The organism is Halomonas terrestris (assembly GCF_049166755.1).
In the GTDB taxonomy this organism is placed as follows: Bacteria; Pseudomonadota; Gammaproteobacteria; order Pseudomonadales; family Halomonadaceae; genus Halomonas.
The window spans coordinates 14,955-36,794 of record NZ_JBMHFZ010000003.1 but is presented as its reverse complement, the minus strand read 5'-3'; the positions used below and the strand labels follow the sequence as shown (position 1 = coordinate 36,794).

The window sequence follows — 21,840 nt, the reverse complement described above, 5'->3', positions numbered from 1 at the left end:
GATTCTTGACGAAGGATGCTCAGCCATGAGCGACACCCATATCACCGATGCCGCCGACATCGCCCCCACGGCTTCACCCGGCGAGCAGCTCAAGCGCGAGCGCGAGTCGCAGGGCCTGTCCCGTGACGAGGTCGCCGAGTCCCTGAACCTGCGCCCCGCGGTGATCCGGGGGCTGGAGGAGGACAACTACGAGGAGGTGCCCGTCGCCGCCTACCGGCGTGGCTACCTGCGCTCCTATGCCCACCTGCTGGGCATCGACGACCGCCCGGTACTGGAAGCCTACCGGGCGCGTTTCGGCGGCGAGGAGCAGGAACGCAAGGTGACGCCGGTGCATGTCACCCGCCCGCCGTCACGCCTCGGCGCCTGGCTGTTCCGCCTGGTCACCCTGCTGGTGATCGCCGGCCTGCTCGGCCTGACCCTGCTGTGGTGGCAGAGCCGCGGCGGCAACGAGCCTCCCGGCGTCAGCGAGAGCGGCCCGGTGTCGGTGGACAGCCTCGACGGCAGCACCACCATCACCGAGAGCGGCGAGGCTCCGGCCACCGACGACGCGCCCGCCGCGGACGCAGCGGCAGAGACCGACGCCCTGCCGCCGCTGCCCGAGGAGGAGAGCGACCTGGGCCTGGTCGAGGACCCCGATGCCGCCGGTGAGGCCCCGTCCGGCGAGGTCGACCCGGGTGCCGCCCATATCATCGCCGCCGGCAGCGGCCCCGCCGACGATGCCGAGCAGGAGACACTGGTCGAGGAAGCGACCGATACCGGGTTGCCCGACCCCGAGGCGGCGCCGGCACCGGCCGCCGACCCGCGAACCCTGGAACTGACCTTCAACGAGCAGTCCTGGACCGAGATCTTCGACGCCAACAACGAGCGCGTCTTCGTCGGCCTTCAGGAACCCGGCACCACGGCAAGCGTCGAAGGCGAACCGCCGTTCCGCCTGACCGTGGGCAACGCCACCGGCGTCGAGCTGGTCTGGGCCGGCGAACCCGTGGACCTGGTCGCCCGCGCCGGGGCCAACAACGTCGCCCGCTTCACCCTGGGAGAATGATTCCGTCGCCATGCACGCACAATCCCCCATCGTTCGCCGCAAGTCACGCCAGATCCATGTCGGCAGGGTGCCGGTCGGGGGCGATGCCCCCATCTCCGTCCAGAGCATGACCAACACCGACACCCTGGACGTGGCCGCCACCGTGGCCCAGATCCGCCAGCTCGAGGCCGCCGGCGCCGACATCGTGCGCGTCTCGGTGCCCGACATGGACGCCGCCGAGGCCTTCGGCCGCATCAAGCGCGAGGTCGAGGTGCCGCTGGTCGCCGACATCCACTTCGACTACAGGATCGCCCTGCGCGTCGCCGAGCTCGGCGTCGACTGCCTGCGCATCAACCCCGGCAACATCGGCAAGGAAGAGCGCGTCCGCGCCGTGGTCAGCGCCGCCCGCGACAACGGCATCCCGATCCGCATCGGCGTCAATGCCGGCTCGCTGGAGAAGGACCTGCAGAAGAAGTACGGCGAGCCCACGCCCGCGGCCCTGGTCGAGTCCGCCATGCGCCATATCGACCACCTGGACCGCCTCGACTTCGCGGACTTCAAGGTCAGCGTCAAGGCCTCCGACGTCTTCATGGCGGTGGCCGCCTACCGCGACCTGGCCACGCGCATCGAGCAGCCGCTGCACCTGGGCATCACCGAGGCGGGCGGCCTGCGCTCCGGCACCGTCAAGTCGTCGATCGGCCTGGGCCTGCTGCTGATGGACGGCATCGGCGACACCATCCGCGTGTCCCTGGCCGCCGATCCCGTCGAGGAGATCAAGGTCGGCTTCGACATGCTCAAGAGCCTGCGCCTGCGCTCGAAGGGCATCAACTTCATCGCCTGCCCCAGCTGCTCGCGCCAGAACTTCGACGTCATCGGCACCATGAACGCCCTGGAGGAGCGCCTCGAGGACGTCTCGACCCCGCTGGACGTCTCGGTGATCGGCTGCGTGGTCAACGGCCCCGGCGAGGCCAAGGAGAGCGACATCGGCCTCACCGGCGGCTCGCCCGCCAACCTCGTCTACATCGACGGCAAGCCGGCCTCCAAGCTGCGCAACGACCACCTCGTCGACGACCTGGAGCGGCTGATCCGCGAGAAGGTCCGCGAGAAGGAGCAGGCCGAACAGGACGTGATCGCCCGCGGGGCCTGATCCCCTGACCAGCCCACGGCGATTCATCAAGGAGCAACCGTTGAGCAAGTCCGAAACCAGCAAGAAGAAGATCCAGGCCATTCGCGGCATGAACGACCTGCTGCCCGGCCAGTCGCCGCTGTGGCAGTACTTCGAGGGACAGGTGCAGGCGCTGATGATGCGCTACGGCTACGACGAGATCCGCACCCCCATCGTCGAGCAGACCGCGCTGTTCAAGCGCTCCATCGGCGAGGTCACCGACATCGTCGAGAAGGAGATGTACACCTTCGACGACCGCAACGGCGACAGCCTGACCCTGCGCCCGGAAGGCACCGCGAGCTGCGTGCGCGCCGCCATGGAGCACGGCCTGCTGCACAACCAGACCCAGCGGCTCTGGTACCAGGGCCCGATGTTCCGCCACGAGCGCCCCCAGAAGGGCCGCTACCGCCAGTTCCACCAGGTCGGCGTGGAGGCCTTCGGCCTGGAGGGGCCGGACATCGACGCCGAGATGATCCTGCTCTCGGCACGCCTGTGGCGCGAGCTGGGGCTGATGGAGCATGTCACCCTGGAACTCAACTCGCTGGGCTCCTCCGAGGCCCGCGCCGCCTATCGCGACACCCTGGTGGCCTACTTCGAACAGCATCTCGACCTGCTCGACGAGGACTCCCGCCGCCGCCTGGGGAGCAATCCGCTGCGCATCCTCGACTCCAAGAATCCCGAGATGGCCGCGATGCTGGCCGATGCGCCGAAGCTGATGGACCACCTGGACGACGCATCCCGCGAGCACTTCGAGGCGCTCTGCGCCATGCTCGATGCGGCGGGCATCGACTACGTGCTCAACCCGCGGCTGGTGCGCGGCCTGGACTACTACGGCCGCACCGTCTTCGAGTGGACCACCACCGCGCTGGGGAGCCAGGGCACGGTCTGTGCCGGCGGCCGCTACGACGGCCTGGTGGAGCAGCTCGGCGGCAAGCCGACACCGGCGGTGGGCTTCGCCATGGGCATCGAACGGCTGGTGCTGCTGCTCGAGACCCTCGAGCTGGTGCCCGATGCCGCCCGCGGCGAGCTGGACCTCTACGTGCTGCCCATGGATGACGCCACCACCGGTGCCGCCCTGCTGCTGGCCGAACGCCTGCGCGGCGAGCTGCCCGGATTGCGCGCCCAGCTGCACTGCGGCGGCGGCAGCTTCAAGAGCCGCATCAGGAAGGCCGACCGCAGCGGCGCCCGGCTGGCGCTGCTGCTGGGCGAGGACGAACTGGCCGAGGGCACGGCCACGCTGAAGTTCCTGCGCGAGGAGCGCGAGCAGCAGAGCCTGCCCCAGTCGGAACTCAAGGCCGCGCTGACATCGCTGCTGGCAGGCGAAACCCGCTGAGTGCACCATTCCAGGATCCCGACACCGATCCGCAGAAGATCCCGACCCGGATCCCCAGGACAGAAGGAGACCGCCTGTGGCGGAGCTGAGAACCGAAGAAGAGCAGCTTGACGCGATCAAGCGCTGGTGGAAGGAGAACGGCACCTCGCTGATCGCCGGGGTCGCCATCGCCGCGGCCGGGGTATTCGGCTGGAATGCCTGGCAGAACTACCAGGAGAACCAGGCCACCGCGGCTTCCATGCGCTACCAGCAACTGATCAACCTGACCGCCGGTAGCGAGCTCGACGAGGCCAGCATCGGCCAGGCCCGAGCGCTGGTGGTGGAGATCACCGACAACCACGGCAAGACCCTCTATGCCGACCTGGCTCGGCTCGTCGATGCCCGCCTGGCGGTGGCCCAGGGCGACCAGGCCGCCGCCCGGAGCACCCTGGAGAGCGTGATCGACGCCAGCGGGCGCGACTACGTGCAGGGACTGGCCCGGCTGCGCCTGGCGCGGCTGCAGGTCGCCGATGGCGATGCCGAGGCGGCGCTTGCCACCCTCGAAGCCGGTGTCCCGGAGGCCCTCGCCGCCCAGCGTGCCGACATACGCGGCGACGCCCACCATGCCCTGGGCCGCGAGGACGAGGCCCGTGCGGCATGGAACGAGGCACTGGGGCTCGCCGAGGAGCGCGACCAGCCGCTCTATGGCGTCCAGCTCAAGCTCGACAACCTGGGTTTTGACGAGGCCACGCTATGAAACCGACCCTCCTGATCGCCGCCGTCGCGAGCCTTGCCCTGCTGGCCGGCTGCGCCGGCAAGGTCGAGCCGCAGTACCCACCCAAGGAGCTCGAGCGCCTCGAAGAGCGCGCCAGCCTGAGCAGCGCCTGGAGCCAGCGGGTCGGGCGCGGCCTGGGTCGTGCGACCTACCCCATCGCCCCGGCCCGGGACGGCGACACCGTCTTCGCCGCCGACGAGCGCGGCCGGCTGATGGCTCTGGACGCCGATGACGGCAGCCGTCGCTGGCAGCAGGACCTGGACGTGGCCGTCTCCAGCGGCCTCACGGCCGTGGCCGGTCGTGTCTACCTGGGCACCCGCAACGGCGAGGTGCTGGCCATCGACCAGAACGATGGCGAGATCGTCTGGCGCACCCGGGTGCCCAGCGAGGTACTGGCCGCGCCCCAGCCCAACCGGCAGCTGCTGGTGGTCCAGAGCGTCGACGGCAGCGTCACCGCCCTGGACCGGGCCAGCGGCCAGGAGCGCTGGAGCTACAGCGCCACCCGCCCGGCCCTGACGCTGCGCGGTACCGGCACCCCCATGGTGATCGACCCGGTCACCTTCGCCGGCCTGCCCAACGGCCGCCTGGTGACCCTGGACAACCGCAGCGGCCAGCCGCTGTGGGACATGCGCATCGCCGTGCCCCAGGGACGCAGTGACATCGACCGGCTCGTCGACCTGGCTGCCCAGCCGGTACTGACCCCGGACGGCCGCCTGTTCGTGACCAGCTACAACGGCCGCCTGGTCGCCCTGGAAGCCACCCAGGGCGAGGTGCTGTGGGAGCGCGAGCACTCCAGCTACCTGACCCCGATCCTGGTCGGTGACTTCCTGTTCACCGTCAACGAGGCCGGCCACATCCTCGCCCTGGACGCCAGCAGCGGCGACGAGCTCTGGCGCAACGAGAGCCTGGAGGGGCGCGCCATCACCGCCCCGGCCTTCGCCGACGGGCGCCTGGTGTTCGGCGACTTCGAGGGCTACCTGCACCTGATCGAGGCGCGCAGCGGCGAGATGGTCGGGCGTACCCGGGTCGACCGCTCGGGCATCAGCGTGCGGCCGGTCACCGAAGGCAACCGCATCCATGTGCTGGCCAACGACGGCCGCCTAGAGACCCTGGACATCCAATGACTCCCGTGATCGCCCTGGTCGGCCGCCCCAATGTGGGGAAATCGACCCTGTTCAACCGCCTGACCCGCTCCCGGGACGCCCTGGTGGCGGATTTCCCGGGGCTCACCCGCGACCGCAAGTACGGCAACGGCGTGCTCGGCGGCAAGGCCTACACGGTGATCGATACCGGCGGCATCAGCGGTGACGAGGCGGGCATCGATGCCGCCATGGCCGAACAGTCGCTGCAGGCCATCGACGAGGCCGATATCGTGCTCTTCATGGTCGACGCCCGCGCCGGCCTCAACGTCGCCGACGAGGCCATCGCCAACCACCTGCGCGTCAACCAGAAGAAGACCTGGCTGGTGGTCAACAAGACCGACGGCCTCGAAGAGCATGCCGCCATGGCCGATTTCTGGCAGCTGGGGCTGGGCGACCCGCACCCCATCGCCGCCGCCCACGGCCGCAACGTCACCGGCCTGATCGAGGCGGTGCTCGCCCCCTTCCCGGAGCGCGACGAGAGCATCCCGGCGGACACCGGCACCAAGGGCATCCGCATCGGCGTGATCGGCCGACCCAACGTGGGCAAGTCGACCCTGGTCAACCGCCTGCTCGGCGAGGAGCGGGTGGTGGTGTTCGACGAGGCCGGCACCACCCGCGACGCCATCGAGATCCCCTTCGAGCGTCGCGGCAAGCCCTATGTGCTGGTGGACACGGCCGGTGTCCGGCGGCGCAAGAACGTCCGCGAGATCGCCGAGAAGTTCTCGATCATCAAGACGCTGGAGGCGATCAAGGAGTGCCATGTCGCGGTCATGGTGCTGGATGCGCGCAGCGGCCTGGTGGAACAGGACCTGCACCTGCTCGACTACGTGCTGACCAGCGGCCGCGCCCTGGTGCTGGCGGTCAACAAGTGGGACGGCCTGGAACACGAGGCCAGGGAGAAGATGCGCGCCGAGATCAAGCGCCGCCTGGGCTTCGCCGACTACGCCGAGCTGCACTTCATCTCGGCGCTGCACGGCACCGGGGTGGGCGACCTCTACCCCTCCATCGAGCGCGCCTTCGCCTCGGCCAACAGCCACTGGTCGACCAACCGCCTGACCACCATCCTCCAGGACGCGGTGGAACAGCACCAGCCCCCCCTGGTCAATGGCCGCCGGATCAAGCTGCGCATGGCCCACCAGGGCGGCAGCAACCCGCCGATCATCGTGGTCCACGGCAACCAGACGGGCTCGCTGCCCGAGGCCTACCGGCGCTACCTGACCAACACCTTCCGCAAGGTGCTCAAGGTGCGCGGCACGCCGCTGCGCTTCGAGTTCCGCTCCGGCAAGAACCCCTTCGACAGCATGGCCGGCGCCAGCGACCGCGAGAAGGCCAAGAAGCGCGAGCTGGGGCGTACCCGGGAGGCCCGCAAGAGCCGCCGCTGAGCCGCTCCCTCCGCTCCCCCTCAGCGCCCGCCCGGCCCGTCCTCGAGGACGGGCCGGGCGCTGTCGTCATGGGCCGACAGTTTCGCTTCCCCGCCAGGCCGACCGGGCGCTGTGCGCCTTGACAGGGATGCCCCGCGGCCCTGAAATACCCTCCTCGCTGCGATGCAGCACTGGCCCTGTCCCGGAGGACCCCATGACGCTCTCCCGTCACCTGCCGCGCCGCTGGCGCCTGCTCGCCCCGCTCTGCCTGGCGGCGCTGCTCACCGGCTGCCTGGCGATTCCCCAGACCGGCCTGTTCGCCTTCCGCCTGGCGGTCACCTCGCTGGGCGTCGAGGACGTGCGCATCGGCCCCTACTCGATCCAGGCCGGCCTGGACACCAGCGATATCATGTCGCTGGCGATGTCGAGCCTGGGCATGGGCAGCCTGCCCGTGCAGGCCACCCTGGCCATGGGCCTCGGCCTGCCCGCCGGCATGCCCGCGGTGGAGATGTCGGGCTTTCGCTGGACGCTCGATGTCCCGGGAGCCGAGGTGATCAGCGGCAACTACCGGGAGGAGGTCAGCCTGACCCCGGGTGACGACGCCAGGCTGCGCCTGCCGGTGGCCTTCGACCTGCTGGGTGCCGACCGCGAGCGTCTCGCGCCGGTGGTGGAGCTGGCCAGCCAGCTCGCCAGTCGCGGCGAGCTGCCCGCCGGCAGCGAGCTGGCGATCACCCCGGGGGACCTGCGCGGGCTCGGCATGACGCTGCCCGCCGGCCTCTGGACCCCCACCCTGCGCTTCGCCGTGGGCGAGGATGGCGAGCTGGCACCCCGGCGCTGATCCGCCGCCACCTGCCTCAGGGGGCAGGCACCACACGCAGCACCCGCCCCTCGGTGCTGTCGGTCAACAGGTAGAGGGCGCCATCCGGCCCGCTGCGGACGTCACGGATCCGCTCGTCGAGCTCCGTGAACAGCGCTTCCTGAGCGACGATCTCGCCACCCTCGCGGATCAGGCGGCGCACCTGGCGGGCGGCCAGCGCCGCGACGAACAGGTCGCCCCGCCACTCGGGAAAGCGCTCCCCGACGTACAGGGTCATGCCCGAGGGAGCGATGGAAGGCGTCCAGTGCAGCACTGGCGACTCGAACCCCGGCAGTTCGGTGAAGGGCGTGACCCGCGCCCCGGTATAGTCGATGCCGTGCGTGACCAGTGGCCAGCCATAGTTGGCGCCGGGCACGATGCGATTGAGCTCGTCACCGCCCCGCGGGCCATGCTCATGGATGAGCAGCTCACCGAGAGCCTCGTCGAAGACGATCCCCTGGATATTGCGATGGCCGATGGTGTAGAGCTCCGCTCGCGCCTCGCTGTCATCGACGAAGGGGTTGTCGTCGGGCACCGAGCCATCGGGGTTCAGACGCACCAGGCTGCCCAGATGGTTGCCAGGGTTCTGGGCCTGTTCGCGATAGTCGAAGCCATCGCCCAATCCCAGCACCAGGGTGTCATCGGGCAGGAAGGTCAGACGGCCGCCGAAGTGGGAGCGTCCGTGCTTGGCCGGCTCGGCGCGAAACAGCGCCTCACGACCGACCAGCCGTTGGCCATCGAGGCGGGCACGATCCAGGCAGGTCGTGTTGGCGGCAAGGGTGCCACAGGCATAGCTCAGGTATACCCACCGACTGTCGCGATGATCCGGCGCCAGCGCCACCTCGAACAACCCCGCCTGGCCACCGACGAAGACCTCGGGCACCCCCGCAACGGGCGCCTCGCGCAGCCTGCCGTCGGCACCGATCAGGCGCAGACGCCCGGCACGCTCGGTGACCAGCATGCCGCCCCCGGGCAGGAAGGCCAGCGACCAGGGATGATCGAGCCCCTCGGCCAGCGTCTCGATCCGGTAGTCCACGGCAAGCGCCAGGGTACCGGCCGACAGGCCGACGGTAGCCAGCAGGACACGACCGAATCGACGCATGTCTCACTCCTCTGCGGGGTCACCCAAGAGCCCGGTCCCAGTCGAGATACGCCAGGATGGCATAGCCCCAACCGCCCAGGGCGGCCGTCGCCATCATCGCCAGGGTCCCCTCCGGGCTACGGGTGGCCGCGATCAGGGTCGGCATGGGCGCCAGGGCATCGACGATCGACAGCATGACCCATAGCCCGAGCGCCGCCGCCAGCGCATGCATCGGCCATGCGCCGGTGCCCAGCCAGCGCGTCACCAGGGTGGCCACCGGCATGGCCACCAGCATCATGACGGCGACGAGGCTGCCATACAGCGGAGTGAACCCCAGCAGGTCCTGGCCGGTCGTCGCCAGGCGCGTGGAGAACGATATCTCGGCACCCAGCGCCGACAGCGCCGCCAGGTTGAACTGGGTCTGCACGATCGACCCGAGCAGGGTGGCGTCCAGCACGGCGGCGACATACGCCACCAGCAATCGCCATCGATTCGTCATGCTGACCTCTCACGAGTGCTTCGATGGCCGCTCCTCGCCTCCCGGTCCCGGCCGGTGAAGCTTGCCAGCAGGGCACGTGCTCATCGCGTGGGCGTCTGTTCTCACTGGCGCTCCTGGGCTCGGGAACGGTCTCGCAAGCGCTGCTGGCCGACCCACTGGCAGGCGAACTGCCAGGCGACCCGGCCGCTGCGCCCGCCGCGCAGGGTGGCGAAACGCACCGCCTCGGCGCGGGCCTCGCGGTTCCAGTCGGCAGCCGTGCCGAGCTGGGTGACCCAGTGGCAGCACGCCTCCAGGTAGACGTCCTGGTTGAAGGGGTGGAAACCGAGCCACAGGCCGAAGCGGTCGGAGAGCGAGATCTTCTCCTCCACGGCGTCGCCGTGGTGGAGCTCGTCGCCCACCAGTCGCGAACCTTCGTTGTCGCTCATCGACTCCGGCAGCAGGTGGCGTCGATTGGAGGTGGCGTAGAGCAGCACATTGGGGGGCGGGCCGGTGAGGGCACCGTCCAGCACGCTCTTGAGTGCCTTGTAGGCGTCGTCATGCCCCTCGAAGGAGAGGTCGTCGCAGTAGACCACGAAGCGATGCGGTTGATGACGCAGCTGCTCCACCAGCATCGGCAGGCCGGCGAGGTCATGGCGGTCGACCTGCACCAGGCGCAGCCCCTCCGGCGCCAGGGTATTGAGCAGGGCACGGATCAACGACGACTTGCCGCTGCCCCGCGAGCCCCACAGCAGGGCGTGGTTGGCGGGCAGCCCCTGGAGGAAGGCCCGGGTATTGTCGACCAGTGCCAGCTTCTGGCGCTCGATGCCGAGCAGGTCGTCCAGGCTCAGGGCGTCCCGGGGCGGCACCGGCAGCAGCCGTCCCCCCAGGGTGTGGCGCTGCCACAGGGCGGCGATGTCCCGCGCCCAGTCGACCTCCTCGGGAGGCGGCGGGAGCCAGTGTTCGACATGATCCAGCAGGTGCAGCAGGCGGCGCGACAGCTCCGCATCCATGACGCTCTCCTCATCGATTCATAATGTGGCAGGACAATGTTGACCTGGCAGGCGTTACGGGTATCTTGTGGCGAACCGTCATGCCGCGTCCAGAGTCATAGAGGCTTGGAAACGAAGCTTGACCACAGGAGACCCCCATGCGCTGGATGCACTGCCTCGCCATCGGCACCCTGAGTATCGCCCTGACTGCCTGCACCACCTCGCCCACCGGGCGACAGCAGCTCACCATGGTCTCCGACGCGGAGCTCAACCAGATGGGCGCCAAGGCGTTCGAGCAGTACCAGCAGGATCTGCCCGCGGCGGGCGGGGCCGCGCAGCGCTATGCCCAGTGCGTGGCCGACGCCCTGGTCGCGGTGCTGCCGGAGCGCGAGCGCGCCCAGGAGTGGCAGATCCGCGTCTTCGAATCGGAGCAGGCCAACGCCTTCGCGCTGCCCGGCGGCTACATGGGCGTCAATACCGGCCTGCTCGATATCGCCGAGAACCAGGACCAGCTCGCCGCGGTGATCGGCCACGAGATGGCCCACGTGCTGGCCCGCCATGCCAATGAGCGGGTCTCCACCCAGGCCGCCACCCAGCTGGGCCTGTCGGTGCTGGGCTCCGCCTCGGGCCTGCAGGGCCAGGGGGGCGAACAGCTGATGGCCGCCCTGGGCATGGGCGCCCAGTACGGTATCCTGCTGCCCTTCTCGCGCCGCCACGAGAGCGAGGCCGACGTGGTCGGCCTGCAGATCATGGCCGACGCCGGCTTCGATCCGCGAGCGAGCCTGGCCCTGTGGGAGAACATGAGCGCCCAGGGCAACGCCCAGCCGCCGGCCTGGATGTCCACCCACCCGAGCCATGGCCAGCGCATGGGCGGCCTGCAGGCGCAGATGGACAGCGCCCTGGCCCGCTATGAACAGGCCCGCCGGGCGGGGCGTCAGCCGAATTGCCCGCGCCCCTGAAGGGCTCGTCGCCAGTCTCACGCCACTCCCCTGACCCGGAAAACGAATGCTGAAACTCGGACTGTTGCTGTTGATCGCCCCCATCCTGGTGCTGATGGGCGTCTACTTCTGGGAGCTGGGGGACGTGCGCGAGTGCACCCTGTCCGGCGGCTACTGGGACTATCTCGAGGGGGTCTGCCGCGACACGCCGCAACCCTTCGTCTCCTGGCTCGACCGCCATCCCTGGCTGGTCAACGGCGGCATGCTGCTCTCGGTGGCCGGCGTGGCGCTGTGCATGGTGGGGCTCTACGTCAAGAGACGCTGAGGGCTCCACATCAAAGGACGCTGAGGGCTCCACATCAAGCGGCGCCGCCCTGTGGGAGCCGCGCTCCGCGGGGCGATGGTGCCGCGAAGCGGCGCTGGCGGTGCTCTGCGACGTTGGCGGTCTCCGCCGGGGCGCCTGCGGCGCCAATCGCGCAGAAAATCTGCACTCCCACAGGGCAGGTATCCACTGCATGGGGGAGGCACCACTCCCCGACTGTGTGAGCCGGGCTCTGCCGGATTCCGGAGACCCTTTGGGGTCAGACCCCGGCGGCGTCGAATCCGCTCGCCCAGCGCACTGTGACAGGCCATAACTCGGCCGGGGTCTGACCCTGAGGGATCCCCAGGAAATGAATAGCTAAATCAGTACATTAGGATTGAAAAAAGTCTGCATGGGCAGGCATGTTGTTAATCGCCAAAGAAACAATATGCCGAGGTGCCCATGCAGACGCTCCGATTCTTGCACAAGATCCTGGCCGATTCAGCCCCCGTGGTGAATGCTCTACGCCTGAAGTCCTTGCTGGCCGCGGTGCAGGCGCTGATCGACGGGCAGCGCCTGGGCCTGACGGCCCTGGGGCGCCATCTGCCCGGTGACACGGCGCCCAAGCATGCCATCAAGCGCATGGATCGGCTGCTCGGGAACCCTCACCTGCAGCAGGAGCGTCCGCTGTTCTATTGGCTGGTGACGCCGCTTCTCGTCGGCAATACCCCGCATCCGCGCATCCTAGTAGACTGGTCACCGATCGATGATCGGGGGCAACACTTTGTACTGCGCGCGGCGATTCCTTTCGCGGGCCGCTCCTTCCCCATCTATGAGAAGGTCCATCACAAGGATGCCTGCCCGGTCTGTCAGCGCCATCTGCTGGATGCGCTCGCCGAGCTGCTGCCGGAAGGGACTCAGCCTATTCTGGTCACCGATGCCGGCTTCAAGGGGCCCTGGTTTCGGGAAGTGGAAGCGCGGGGCTGGTATTACGTCGGCCGCTTGCGCCGACCGACCCACCTCCGTTTGTCAGGCGAGGAGTGGGAGCCCGTCGCGGACCTGTTCGCCGGTGCTCGGCGAACTCCAGAAGCCTTGGGCAAGGCCGAACTCGTCAAAAAATCCCCGCTGTCCACCCGAGCCTACCGCGTCCGACATGTCGCCAAGGGGCGTCGTCATCTCACCAAGCAGGGCAAGCCATCACGCGCCAAGCGCAGCCTCAAGGCCGCGAAAGGGCATCGCGAGCCCTGGGTGCTGGTCAGTAACCTGCCGGCATCGTTCACGAGTGCCAAGAAAGTGGTGGCGATCTATCGCCAGCGCATGCAGATCGAAGAGGGGTTTCGTGACGTGAAGAGCCCGCTGTTCGGGCTGGGCTTCGGGATGCATCAGACGCGCAGCGCACGGCGCATCGAGATTCTGCTGCTCATCGCCATGCTGGCCAGCCTAGTGATGCTGATCTGTGGCCTGAAGATCCACCATGACGGTGACACCCAGCGGTTTCAGAGCAATAGCCTACGTTCTCGCTCGGTCTTGTCAGTGTGGCGATTGGGGCGGGAAGCCCTGAGGCACTCCCCCAACCTGCTGTCACGATGTCGGCCGGATAGACTGACGGAGTTCCTCCGGCGCGAAGTCATCACACAGCATGGAGGCGACAAGGGCATGTAAAAACCTGGGGATCCGTCAGGGTCTGACCCCATAGGGGCAGTCTCGGCGTCTTCCTAAGAAACCCGCTGCCAATGTCGAGAAGAACATGGGAATGCCCCAGGGTCTGGCCCCATGGGGCCCCCGGCGCTGCCGACACAAAAAACCCCGGCAGTGCCGGGGCGAAGGGATCGAATGTTCTGCTTGTACTGGAACCTCGCGATGGGGGGAGGCGGCGAGCCCGCCTCCCGGGGCAGGCTCAGAAGTTGTACTGCACCATGCCCTGCAGGCGAACGGCATCGCCGTCGGCACCGCCCACGGTGTCGCGGGAGTGCCAGCCGGCCTCGATGCCGTAGCTGACATTGCCGATCGGCGACCAGATGTAGTTCAGGTAGACGCTCTCGAACTTCTCGTTGGCGTCGCCCGCCACGGCGCCGTCCGCCAGTGCATCATCCAGGTCGGCGGTGGATACCCCGTAGCCCAGGTTCACGTTGCCGGGGCCGGCCGCCACGCTGATGCCGGCGGTGCCGCCGGTGGCCTTGACGGTCTCGACGCCGCCGTCGGCGTTGACGTAGCCCGGGCCATAGGGGTTGAGGTACATGTAGCTGCCGATACCGTCGCCATGGGTGATGGCGCCGCGCAGGGTGACGCCGTCGGCGACCCGGGCGCTGGCCTCGAGGTTGAGGCCCCAGCCGGTGGTGCTCTTGTCGCTGTCCTGGGCGGTGTTGTAGTACTCGACCTGGCGGACCACGGCAGAGGCCGCATAGTTGAAGCCGTCGACGCCACCCTGGTAGCGCAGGGTCAGGTGCGGCAGGCTGTTCTTGGTCTCGTCGTCCTCGCCCGCGGCCACGGCGCCGCCGATGGCGGTGGGCTCTTCCAGGGCGACCGAGAAGCCGTCGACGGTATAGCGCAGTTGGGCCTGGCGGCCGACATTGGCCTGGCCGACCTGGCCGGTGAAGTCGATGGTCGGGGTCATGCCCAGGAACCCGCCGAAGTTGGTCCAGGTCTGGCCGGCCAGGATGCCGTTCCACTCGCCGAAGGCGTGGCGCAGGCGGAAGCTGCCGCCGCCGCCACCGTAGAAGTCACCCTCGATGGTGGTCTTCAGCTCGCTGCCGCCCGCCGGGGTGGCGGTGCTGAAGCCCAGGCGGCTCTGGTAGGCATGCATGGTGGTATGGCCATCGGAGCCCGGCTCGCCATCCAGGCGGATGGCGCCGTGGTCGACGGAAGGACCAAGGTCGGCATCCACGTCGTAGATCAGGTCCAGCTTGGCGTAGCCGTAGACGTTGGCGGTGGTGTCGCCGACTTCCAGGGTATAGGCCTGGGAAGCGCCGGAAACGGCCAGCGCGAGTGCGGTTGCAGAGAAGATCGATGCTTGCTTCAGTTTTTTGTGAACAGTCACTTGGCGTTCCTTGTGTGCGTGATGTGCCTTGCTCGCCGGCACGTCGTTATTGTGTGTTGTTGCATCTGACGTCAACGTCATCAGTCAAAAGGGTTAGAAGATGACGTAAACGTCAACGCGTGACACTAATGCCCTCGACCGTTGACGGCAATGGCGTGATACAAACTGTGCCTTTGGTGGTATAAAGTTGTGTCAATTGGAATGGGTCCTGTTGCACGGCCCTGGATCGAGGGCAGGCGCTACCGGGCCCATGGGCGACAAGCGGTATCGGCGGTGGTGATGGCCGTTTCGCGCCGGGGCCGAGCTTGACCTGCGCCATCATCTGGCGTCCGATACCCCTTGATGCATCAGTGATCACTCACCCAAGCCGGAGCGCCCTTGCTGCTGCCTCGACTCGTGCCCCTGTTCCGGTTGGCCCTCTCGCTGCAGGGCCGGCTGATGATCGGCCTGGCCGCCACCTGGGTGGTGGTGGCCCTGCTGCTGCTGGGCATCGGCTGGTTGACGGGCAAGCAGCAGTTGCGCGAGACCAACTTCGCCCACCTGCGCTACGAGTCGCAGCTGATCGCCGACGAGTTCACGGCCCAGGTCAATGACCGCCTGGGCGCACTGGAGCGGTTGGCGACCAGGCTCGACGGGGCGGAAGGGCTGCGCGACGAGCTGAGGCGCAGCGATGCCCTGCTCGAGTGGTTCGATGGACTGGTGGTGGCGGATGCCGAGGGTGTCATACAGGCGGACTGGCCGGTGGTGGCGGGGCGCACGGGGCTCTCCACGGCCGAGACCGAGTACTTCCGCTTCGTCGAGGCCGTGCGCCGCCCCCATGTCAGCGAACCCTTCATCGGTCGGGCCAGCGGCATGCCGCTGGTGATGTTCATCGTGCCGCGGGTGGAGGAGGGCGAGTTCGACGGCTTCGTCGGCGGCTTCGTTAACATGCATTCCGGAGGGCTGTTCAGGCGGCTGCATCGGCTGCGTCTGGGTGCCGGGGGCTTCGCCGCCGTGGCCACGGCCGGTGGCAGCATCCTCTATCATCCCGACGTTTCGCTGGTCATGCAGCCGGTGCCCTCGATCGAGGACAATCCGATGCTGCACCGGGCCCTGGATGGCTGGCAGGGCGCGGCGGTGGCGCAACTGATCCATGGCGGCGAGGCCTACCAGGCCTTCGCCCAGGTCTGGCCGGCCGACTGGGTGGTCGGCGTCTTCCTGCCCGCGGAGCAGGTGCATGCACCTCTGCATATCCTGATAAAGCGGCTCTGGTGGTTCGGCATCGGCTTCGCCATGCTGCTGCTGTTCATGTGGTGGCTGGTGCGTCACGCCCTGACCCCGTTGCACCGGCTGGAGTCCCAGATCGACGCGGTGGGCGAGGGGCGGCGCAGCCGGGTGAGCCTCGACAGCCGGATGCACGAGATCCGGCGGCTGGCGGGCACCTTCAACCGGGTCGAGGAGGAGCGCAGCACGGCCCTCGAGCGGCTCCAGGACCGCGAGGCGTTCCTCGAGGGCGTGCTGGCGTCCTCGCCGCTGGGCATGTTCGTCACCGACACCACCGGCAACGTCAGCTACATGAACCCGGCGCTGGCGGAGCTGACCGGGCGCGTCTTCATCGGGAGTGACGAATCGTCATGGGTGCAGCATATCCACCGGGAGGATCGCCAGTCGGCCATCGACCTGTGGCGCTACAGCCTCGAGACCGGTGACGACTTCCTGCGCCAGTTCCGCTATGTCCGCGCCGACGGCGAGCTGCTGTGGCTCGAGGTGCATGCCAGCGGGGTGGCCATCGACGGCCGCGCCATCGGCTTCGTGGGTACGGTCAAGGACATCACCGAGCGTCACCACGAGGAAGCGCTGCGTCGCTGGGAGGCCGAGCACGACCCCCTCACCGGGCTGCTCAACCGGCGCGGTTTCGAGCGCCGCCTGGAGGAAACCCTGGTCGAGTGGCACAAGACCGGGACGCCCTCGGCAGTGATACTCTTCGACCTCGACCACTTCAAGCCGATCAACGACGAAGGTGGCCATGCCCTGGGCGACGAGATGCTCAGGCGCATCGCCCAGGTGGTGGCCCGGGAGGTGCGGCGCAGCGACCATGTGGCGCGACAGGGTGGCGACGAGTTCGCCGTGCTGCTGCCCAGCTGCACCCTCTGCCAGGCCGAGCAGATCGCCGAGACCCTGCGCCAGGCCGTCAGCGAGATCTTCGTGGTCCACCAGGGGCGCGAGTATCGCGTCACCCTGAGCATCGGGGTGACCGCCCTGTGCCGGGAGGACCGGGACTACGGCTCGGTGCTGGCACGGGCCGATGCGGCGAGCTATCGGGCCAAGGCGGCCGGTCGCAACCTGGTCGAGGTCGCCTGATCGCGGCACAACGTTGACCGGGAATGGCACCCTCGGCGCAGGGGCTGTTTATAGTGGGAGTCATCACGACGCAACGGGGTCATCGGCATGCCCAGGCCACTTCGCTCGCTCCAGGGACGCATCCTCACCGCCTTCGTGCTGGGCTGGCTGCTCATGCTGGTCGTCATGGTGCTGGTGGCCTTCCTCGTCGCCCGGGACAGCCTGCGCGAGACCATCTCCGACAACCTGCTGTTCGATACCCGCCTGACCGCGATCGGTCTCGATGACTACCTGCTGACCCGCCGTCGTGCCCTGGAGAGCGCCGCGCGCCGCCTGGGTGGCGAGGGGCCTGCCGCGCCATCGGCAGCCGCCCTGGTCTCCGAGGAGCTGGGGCTGAGGGCCCTCTTCGACAGCCTGGCCGTGGTCTCTCCCGGGGGCGAGGTGCTCGGCCGCTGGCATGAACCGCGATCCGTGCCGAATCCCGATCTCGCCGCGCTGCCCCTGCTCGATGAGGTGATGGCGGCCCGTCGCTCCCGCATCGGCGAGCCCCGCGTCGAGGGCGTGCCGGGGCAGCCGGTGATCCGCATGGCGACACCGCTGTTCTCTGCCGACGGTGAGGTCGTCGGCGTGCTCACCGGTGCCCTGGCGCCTCGCGAGGATGGCCTGCTGGCCGACCTGAGCCGGCTGCAGGTCGCCGCGGAGGGCTACCTGGCCATCGCCTCGCCGGGGGATGTCATCCTGCACCACCCCGATGAGCGGCTCCTGCTGCGGCCCTTGCCGGTGGAGCGCAACCCGGTGCTGGCCGAGGCGTCGGCCGGTTTCGAGGGGGTGGTCGAGGCGCCCACGGTCGAGGGCGTGCCGTCGCTGCAGTCCTTCATTCGCTCGCCCAAGACCGGTTGGCTGGTCGGCTACGTGGCACCGCTGTCCTCCGCCTATGCGCCGGTGAAACGGCTGTGGACCTCACTGCTGGGGGTGGCCCTGGTCCTGATGGCGCTCGCCGGCCTGGCGGCCTCGATGCTGCTGCGCTCGGCCTTTCGTCCGCTCAAGCGGGTGGTGGCCCAGGTCGATGCCATCGAGCAGGGCGATCGCGACGCGCTCAGCGAATCCGGCCTGCGCGAGCTGCAGGCCATCGCCCGGGCCGTCAACCGGCTCTACCTGGGCATGCTGGACGCCAACCGGGTGGCCTCCGAGCGCAAGGCCTACCTGGATGCCGCCCTGGCGTCGTCGCCGGTGGGGCTCTACCTGGTCGATGCCGAGGGGCAGCTGACCTTCGTCAACCCGGCCCTGGAGCGGATCACCGGCTGGTCGAGCCGGGCCCTGTTGAGCGGGGACTGGGCACAGATGCTGCCCGAGGCGGTGCGCGAGCGTAGCCGGTCCTACTGGCAGCGGCTGGTACGCTCCCGCAACGGCTTCCAGTACCAGATCGAGATCCGCACCGCCTCGGGCGAGCCCCGCTGGGTCGAGGTGCAGGGGTCGCCCGTGCGCACCGCGGAGCAGGTGCTGGGTTACATCGGCTCGGTGGTGGACATCACCGAGCGCCATCGTCGCGAGCAGCGGTCACGCTGGGAGAGCGAGCACGACCCCCTGACCGGCTGCCTCAACCGCCGCGGGTTCGAGGCGCGCCTGATACCCGCCACCCGGCAGCAGCGGCGCCAGAGCGACATGCCGCTGTCGCTGATGATGATGGACCTGGATCACTTCAAGCGGGTCAATGACACCGCCGGCCACGCGGCGGGTGACGAGATGCTCAAGCGCATCGGCAGGCTGCTGAGCCAGACGGTGCGCGACAGCGACTCGGTGGCTCGCCTGGGCGGCGACGAGTTCGCCATCCTGCTGCCGGCCTGCCCGCTGCTGCGCGCCAGGGACATCGCCGAGCGCATCCGTGAGGAGGTCGAACACCTGGACTTCCGCGCCGGCCAGCACCGTTTCCAGGTGACCGTGAGCATCGGCATCGCCGTGCTGGGCGAGACCGATCGCAGCCCGTCGGCCTTCATGCAGCGGGCCGACCAGGCCAGCTACCAGGCCAAGCGCCAGGGGCGCAACCGGGTGGTGCTGCACGAGGGGGATCCGGCCCTGGCGGCGCCGGAATCCTGACGCCGGCGCGGCAAGCGGGAGGGCGCCGGGGGGCAGTCAACCATCGAACTCGGCGCCGAAGCGTTCGCCGAGCAGGGTGCGCAGCTCATCCAGCAGGTCCGGCGAGATGGTCTCCATGGCGCGCCTGACCCGGTCGAGCTCGTCGCCCCGCAGGATCCCGTAGGCCCCCAGGCTGTCGGCCCTGGCCGCCTGGAACTCGGGGTCGTCGACCATGGCCTCCACGCCGGCGTGCAGGGCGACCAGGGCCTCCTCGGGTATGTCGCCGTGGACCCAGATGCTGCCGCGGGTGTTCTGCACCAGCTGGACGGCGACCCTGTAGGCCTCCCAGAGGGGGCCGGAGGGCATCTCGCCGTACAGCTGCTCGTGGAGCTCGGGAACGGTGATCATGTCCGGTAGCGCGGGGTCGCGCACCGGTTTGCCGTCCTCGTCAGTGAAGCCGATCGCATAGAGGGGCATGGCGTCGCCTGTCTCCACCAGGGGCCGCATCCTGGCGAGAAAGTTGGCGGTGCTCTGGGTGTTGATCATCAGTTCGCCGCGCTCGAAGGCGACGCGCGTGTCGCCGCGGTTGCCGTAGCCCGGCACCGCCCGGTAGTCGAGGCCGAGCAGTTCCAGGGCCACCAGCGACTCGATCACGCCGATCGGGTCGGTGATGCCCTTGGTCAGGCCGTGGGCGCCGAGCACATCATCCGGCGCCTCGACGCCGGCACGCGGGGCGATCACGGTGACATGGCCCATGGGGGCGGCGACCAGGGGCTCGAGGGGCTCCAGGTCGAGGCGCAGGCCGCGCAGCCCGAGGATGGCGCGCAGGTTGAGATGGCCCGAGCTCGCCAGCAGGGTGGTCCCGTCGTGCTCGACGTTCTCGGCGAACTCGTTGCTGCCCACCAGGCCCCCGGCCCCGGTGACGTTCTCGGCCACCACCTCGGGCTGGCCGGGGATGTGCCGGCCCAGGTGCTGGCTGATCAGCCGACCGAAGGTGTCGGTATTCCCCCCGGGCGACAGGGGGATGATCATGCGAATGGTCTTGTCGGCATAGTACGCGTCGGCGACGGCCCGGGCGGTGTCCGGCAGGCTGGCGATGGAGAGGAGCAGCCCCGCCAGCAGCGCTGGCAGGAGACGAGACTTGACCATGTAACGGGCTCCGGTGAAGCGTGGCGATCACTGTCCTTGTTGTCCCGCGGAGCACTCCAGCCGCAGGGGGTTGGGGAAGCATAGGCAGCGGCTGCGGCGATCACCAGCCGGGTGACGTCGAGGCCGAGGGGGCTGGAGCGGGGTGGTCGGGCATGGCGCCCTCTGCAGGATTCGAACCTGCGACCTGCCGCTTAGGAGGCGGCTGCTCTATCCTGCTGAGCTAAGAGGGCGAAACGCGGCGCATTATAAGCGTTCGAGCGCATGAGATAAACCCGTCGGCCCCGGGGCCGGCGGGTGGCGGGAGCAAACGGGAAGGGAGACGTCATGGAGCCCAGGGAGTATCGCGCCCAGGATGGCCTGGGGCTGGCGGCACTGATTCGCCACGGCGAGGTGAGCCGGGAGGAGGTGTTCGGCGCCGCCTGTGCCGCCATCGAGGCGGACAACCCGCGGCTGGGTGCGGTGGTGCGTCAACGCTTCGAGCAGGCCGAGCGGGAGGGGCGGCGGGTCGATCCGGGCTCCCCCTTCGCCGGGGTGCCGACCCTGACGAAGGACCTGCTGATGGCCATCGCCGGTGAGCCCCTGGCCTTCGGCAGCGCGTCACTGGTCGACTGGCGGGCCCCGGAGGATTCGAGCCTGGTGACGCGGCTGCGCGAGGCGGGCCTGGTGATCCTCGGCCAGACCGCGACCCCGGAACTGGGGCTGATGGGCATCACCGAGCCACGCGCCTTTGCCCACCCGGTCAATCCCTGGAAGGCCGGCCACTCCCCGGGAGGCTCCAGCGGCGGTGCGGCGGCGGCGGTGGCCGGCGGGCTGGTCCCCCTGGCCATGGCCGGCGACGGAGGCGGCTCGATCCGCATCCCGGCGAGCCATTGCGGCCTGTTCGGCCTCAAGCCCTCCCGCGGGCGGGTGCCGCTGGGCCCCATGTTCGGCGAGGTGTGGCAGGGCGCGGTGGTGGAACACGCCCTGACCCGCAGCGTGCGCGACAGCGCGGCACTGCTCGACCAGATCAACGGCATGGATGTGGGGAGCCCCTGGCCACTGCCCCGGGAGTCGGACTTCCTGGCGGCCATCGCCCGGCCCCCCGCGCGACTGAGGGTGGCCGTCTCCCTGGGGGAGCCATTGGGTGCCCCCCTGGGGACCCGCCTCGATCCCGAGGTGCGACACGCCGTGGAGCAGGCCGCCCTGCGCCTGGAGGCGATGGGCCATGAGGTGGAGTGGTGCGACCCGCCGGTGGAGGGCGAGCGCCTTGCCGACAGCTACCTGACGCTCTACCTGGGCCACCTGGCCGCCGACCTGGCCTGGATCGGCGAGCAGACGGGCGTGGCGGTGAGGCGGCTCGACATCGAGCCCTCGACACGGGCCATCGGCCGGCTGGGGCGCCGCCTGAAGGCACGCGACTACGAGCTCGCCAAGCGCTACTGGAATCGGGTGGCCCGGATCATGGGCGAGTTCCACCGTCGTTTCGACGTGCTGCTGATGCCGGTGGCGGCCACCCCGGCGCCACGCCTGGGCGCGCTCTATCCCGATCCCGGCAAGGAGCGGCTGATGGCGCTGCTGGCGATCCCCGGCGTCCCCCATCTGGCGCTCAAGGCCGGCATGCTCAAGCGCCTGGCCGTCGATTCGCTGCGCACGACGCCCTTCACCCAGCTGGCCAACCTCACCGGCCAGCCGGCCATGTCGCTGCCGCTGCATGTCACCCCGGACGGCCTGCCGGTGGGCGTCCAGGTGATGGGCCCCATGGGGGACGAGAGGCGCCTGCTGGCGCTGGCCGCCGAGCTCGAGGCCGACAGCGGCTGGGGGAGTCGCCTCCCGCGCACCGCCGAGCGGTGAGTCCGGTGTCGAT

General features: G+C 69.2%; 18 protein-coding genes and 1 tRNA gene. 13 read left to right on the top strand and 6 right to left on the bottom strand.

Features of this window, described 5'->3' with window-relative positions; translation table 11 throughout:
• The first annotated feature begins 25 nt into the window (after nucleotides 1-25).
• The 7 genes from ACOMD9_RS04280 to ACOMD9_RS04250 all read left to right on the top strand — a co-directional run bounded on the left by ACOMD9_RS04280 (nucleotide 26) and on the right by ACOMD9_RS04250 (nucleotide 7,614).
• Nucleotides 26-1,042 carry a RodZ domain-containing protein gene (locus ACOMD9_RS04280; RefSeq protein ID WP_421412326.1) on the top strand — a complete coding sequence of 339 codons (1,017 nt, stop codon included), beginning with the start codon at nucleotides 26-28 and terminating at the stop codon, nucleotides 1,040-1,042.
• Nucleotides 1,043-1,052: 10 nt separating this feature from the next.
• A complete protein-coding gene (gene ispG / locus ACOMD9_RS04275) occupies nucleotides 1,053-2,168 on the top strand; it encodes a flavodoxin-dependent (E)-4-hydroxy-3-methylbut-2-enyl-diphosphate synthase (RefSeq protein WP_421412325.1) in 1,116 nt (371 codons plus the stop codon).
• A 40-nt stretch (nucleotides 2,169-2,208) separates the two neighbouring features.
• Nucleotides 2,209-3,519, top strand: coding sequence for a histidine--tRNA ligase (gene hisS, locus ACOMD9_RS04270; RefSeq protein ID WP_421412324.1), 1,311 nt, complete (start codon nucleotides 2,209-2,211; stop codon nucleotides 3,517-3,519).
• 76 nt (nucleotides 3,520-3,595) lie between these two features.
• Complete coding sequence (locus tag ACOMD9_RS04265) at nucleotides 3,596-4,255, top strand: YfgM family protein (protein ID WP_421412323.1); 660 nt, start codon at nucleotides 3,596-3,598, stop codon at nucleotides 4,253-4,255.
• On the top strand, nucleotides 4,252-5,397 hold the full coding sequence (bamB, locus tag ACOMD9_RS04260) for an outer membrane protein assembly factor BamB (RefSeq protein ID WP_421412322.1): 1,146 nt from the start codon (nucleotides 4,252-4,254) through the stop codon (nucleotides 5,395-5,397). The genes ACOMD9_RS04265 and bamB overlap by 4 nt, the downstream gene beginning before the upstream one ends.
• Nucleotides 5,394-6,797, top strand: coding sequence for a ribosome biogenesis GTPase Der (gene der, locus ACOMD9_RS04255; protein ID WP_421412321.1), 1,404 nt, complete (start codon nucleotides 5,394-5,396; stop codon nucleotides 6,795-6,797). Before bamB ends, der begins: the two co-directional genes overlap by 4 nt.
• Nucleotides 6,798-6,990: 193 nt before the next feature.
• Nucleotides 6,991-7,614, top strand: coding sequence for a hypothetical protein (locus ACOMD9_RS04250; protein ID WP_421412320.1), 624 nt, complete (start codon nucleotides 6,991-6,993; stop codon nucleotides 7,612-7,614).
• A gap of 16 nt (nucleotides 7,615-7,630) precedes the next feature.
• Here ACOMD9_RS04250 and ACOMD9_RS04245 read toward each other — a convergent pair whose 3' ends face one another.
• From ACOMD9_RS04245 to ACOMD9_RS04235, 3 genes are all read right to left on the bottom strand, one after another.
• Complete coding sequence (locus tag ACOMD9_RS04245) at nucleotides 7,631-8,734, bottom strand: PQQ-dependent sugar dehydrogenase (protein ID WP_421412319.1); 1,104 nt, start codon at nucleotides 8,732-8,734, stop codon at nucleotides 7,631-7,633.
• Nucleotides 8,735-8,753: 19 nt separating this feature from the next.
• Nucleotides 8,754-9,212: a hypothetical protein gene (locus ACOMD9_RS04240; protein WP_421412318.1), complete on the bottom strand. Its 459-nt coding sequence runs from the start codon at nucleotides 9,210-9,212 to the stop codon at nucleotides 8,754-8,756.
• A gap of 101 nt (nucleotides 9,213-9,313) precedes the next feature.
• Nucleotides 9,314-10,201 carry an ATP-binding protein gene (locus ACOMD9_RS04235; RefSeq protein WP_421412317.1) on the bottom strand — a complete coding sequence of 296 codons (888 nt, stop codon included), beginning with the start codon at nucleotides 10,199-10,201 and terminating at the stop codon, nucleotides 9,314-9,316.
• A 137-nt stretch (nucleotides 10,202-10,338) separates the two neighbouring features.
• Between ACOMD9_RS04235 and ACOMD9_RS04230 the strand changes: the two genes are divergently transcribed.
• The 3 genes from ACOMD9_RS04230 to ACOMD9_RS04220 all read left to right on the top strand — a co-directional run bounded on the left by ACOMD9_RS04230 (nucleotide 10,339) and on the right by ACOMD9_RS04220 (nucleotide 13,081).
• Nucleotides 10,339-11,139 (top strand): M48 family metallopeptidase, encoded by an 801-nt coding sequence (locus tag ACOMD9_RS04230; protein WP_421412316.1) that lies wholly within the window; start codon nucleotides 10,339-10,341, stop codon nucleotides 11,137-11,139.
• Nucleotides 11,140-11,185: 46 nt separating this feature from the next.
• The gene (locus ACOMD9_RS04225; RefSeq protein WP_421412315.1) at nucleotides 11,186-11,443 is read left to right on the top strand and encodes a hypothetical protein; all 258 of its coding nucleotides are present in this window, start codon (nucleotides 11,186-11,188) and stop codon (nucleotides 11,441-11,443) included.
• A 438-nt stretch (nucleotides 11,444-11,881) separates the two neighbouring features.
• On the top strand, nucleotides 11,882-13,081 hold the full coding sequence (locus ACOMD9_RS04220) for an IS4 family transposase (RefSeq protein ID WP_421412314.1): 1,200 nt from the start codon (nucleotides 11,882-11,884) through the stop codon (nucleotides 13,079-13,081).
• A gap of 235 nt (nucleotides 13,082-13,316) precedes the next feature.
• Here the strand turns inward: ACOMD9_RS04220 and ACOMD9_RS04215 are convergent, their stop codons facing one another.
• Nucleotides 13,317-14,456 (bottom strand): DcaP family trimeric outer membrane transporter, encoded by a 1,140-nt coding sequence (locus tag ACOMD9_RS04215; protein WP_421412313.1) that lies wholly within the window; start codon nucleotides 14,454-14,456, stop codon nucleotides 13,317-13,319.
• 378 nt (nucleotides 14,457-14,834) lie between these two features.
• On the opposite strand from ACOMD9_RS04215, the gene ACOMD9_RS04210 reads away from it, so the two are divergent.
• Nucleotides 14,835-16,796 carry a diguanylate cyclase gene (locus ACOMD9_RS04210; RefSeq protein ID WP_421412312.1) on the top strand — a complete coding sequence of 654 codons (1,962 nt, stop codon included), beginning with the start codon at nucleotides 14,835-14,837 and terminating at the stop codon, nucleotides 16,794-16,796.
• Between the two features lie 87 nt (nucleotides 16,797-16,883).
• Nucleotides 16,884-18,869 carry a sensor domain-containing diguanylate cyclase gene (locus ACOMD9_RS04205; protein WP_421412311.1) on the top strand — a complete coding sequence of 662 codons (1,986 nt, stop codon included), beginning with the start codon at nucleotides 16,884-16,886 and terminating at the stop codon, nucleotides 18,867-18,869.
• 36 nt (nucleotides 18,870-18,905) lie between these two features.
• Here ACOMD9_RS04205 and ACOMD9_RS04200 read toward each other — a convergent pair whose 3' ends face one another.
• Nucleotides 18,906-19,997 carry a hypothetical protein gene (locus ACOMD9_RS04200; protein ID WP_421412310.1) on the bottom strand — a complete coding sequence of 364 codons (1,092 nt, stop codon included), beginning with the start codon at nucleotides 19,995-19,997 and terminating at the stop codon, nucleotides 18,906-18,908.
• Nucleotides 19,998-20,150: 153 nt separating this feature from the next.
• Nucleotides 20,151-20,227, bottom strand: a tRNA-Arg gene (locus tag ACOMD9_RS04195).
• Between the two features lie 94 nt (nucleotides 20,228-20,321).
• On the opposite strand from ACOMD9_RS04195, the gene ACOMD9_RS04190 reads away from it, so the two are divergent.
• The gene (locus tag ACOMD9_RS04190) at nucleotides 20,322-21,827 is read left to right on the top strand and encodes an amidase (RefSeq protein ID WP_421412309.1); all 1,506 of its coding nucleotides are present in this window, start codon (nucleotides 20,322-20,324) and stop codon (nucleotides 21,825-21,827) included.
• Nucleotides 21,828-21,840: the final 13 nt, after the last annotated feature.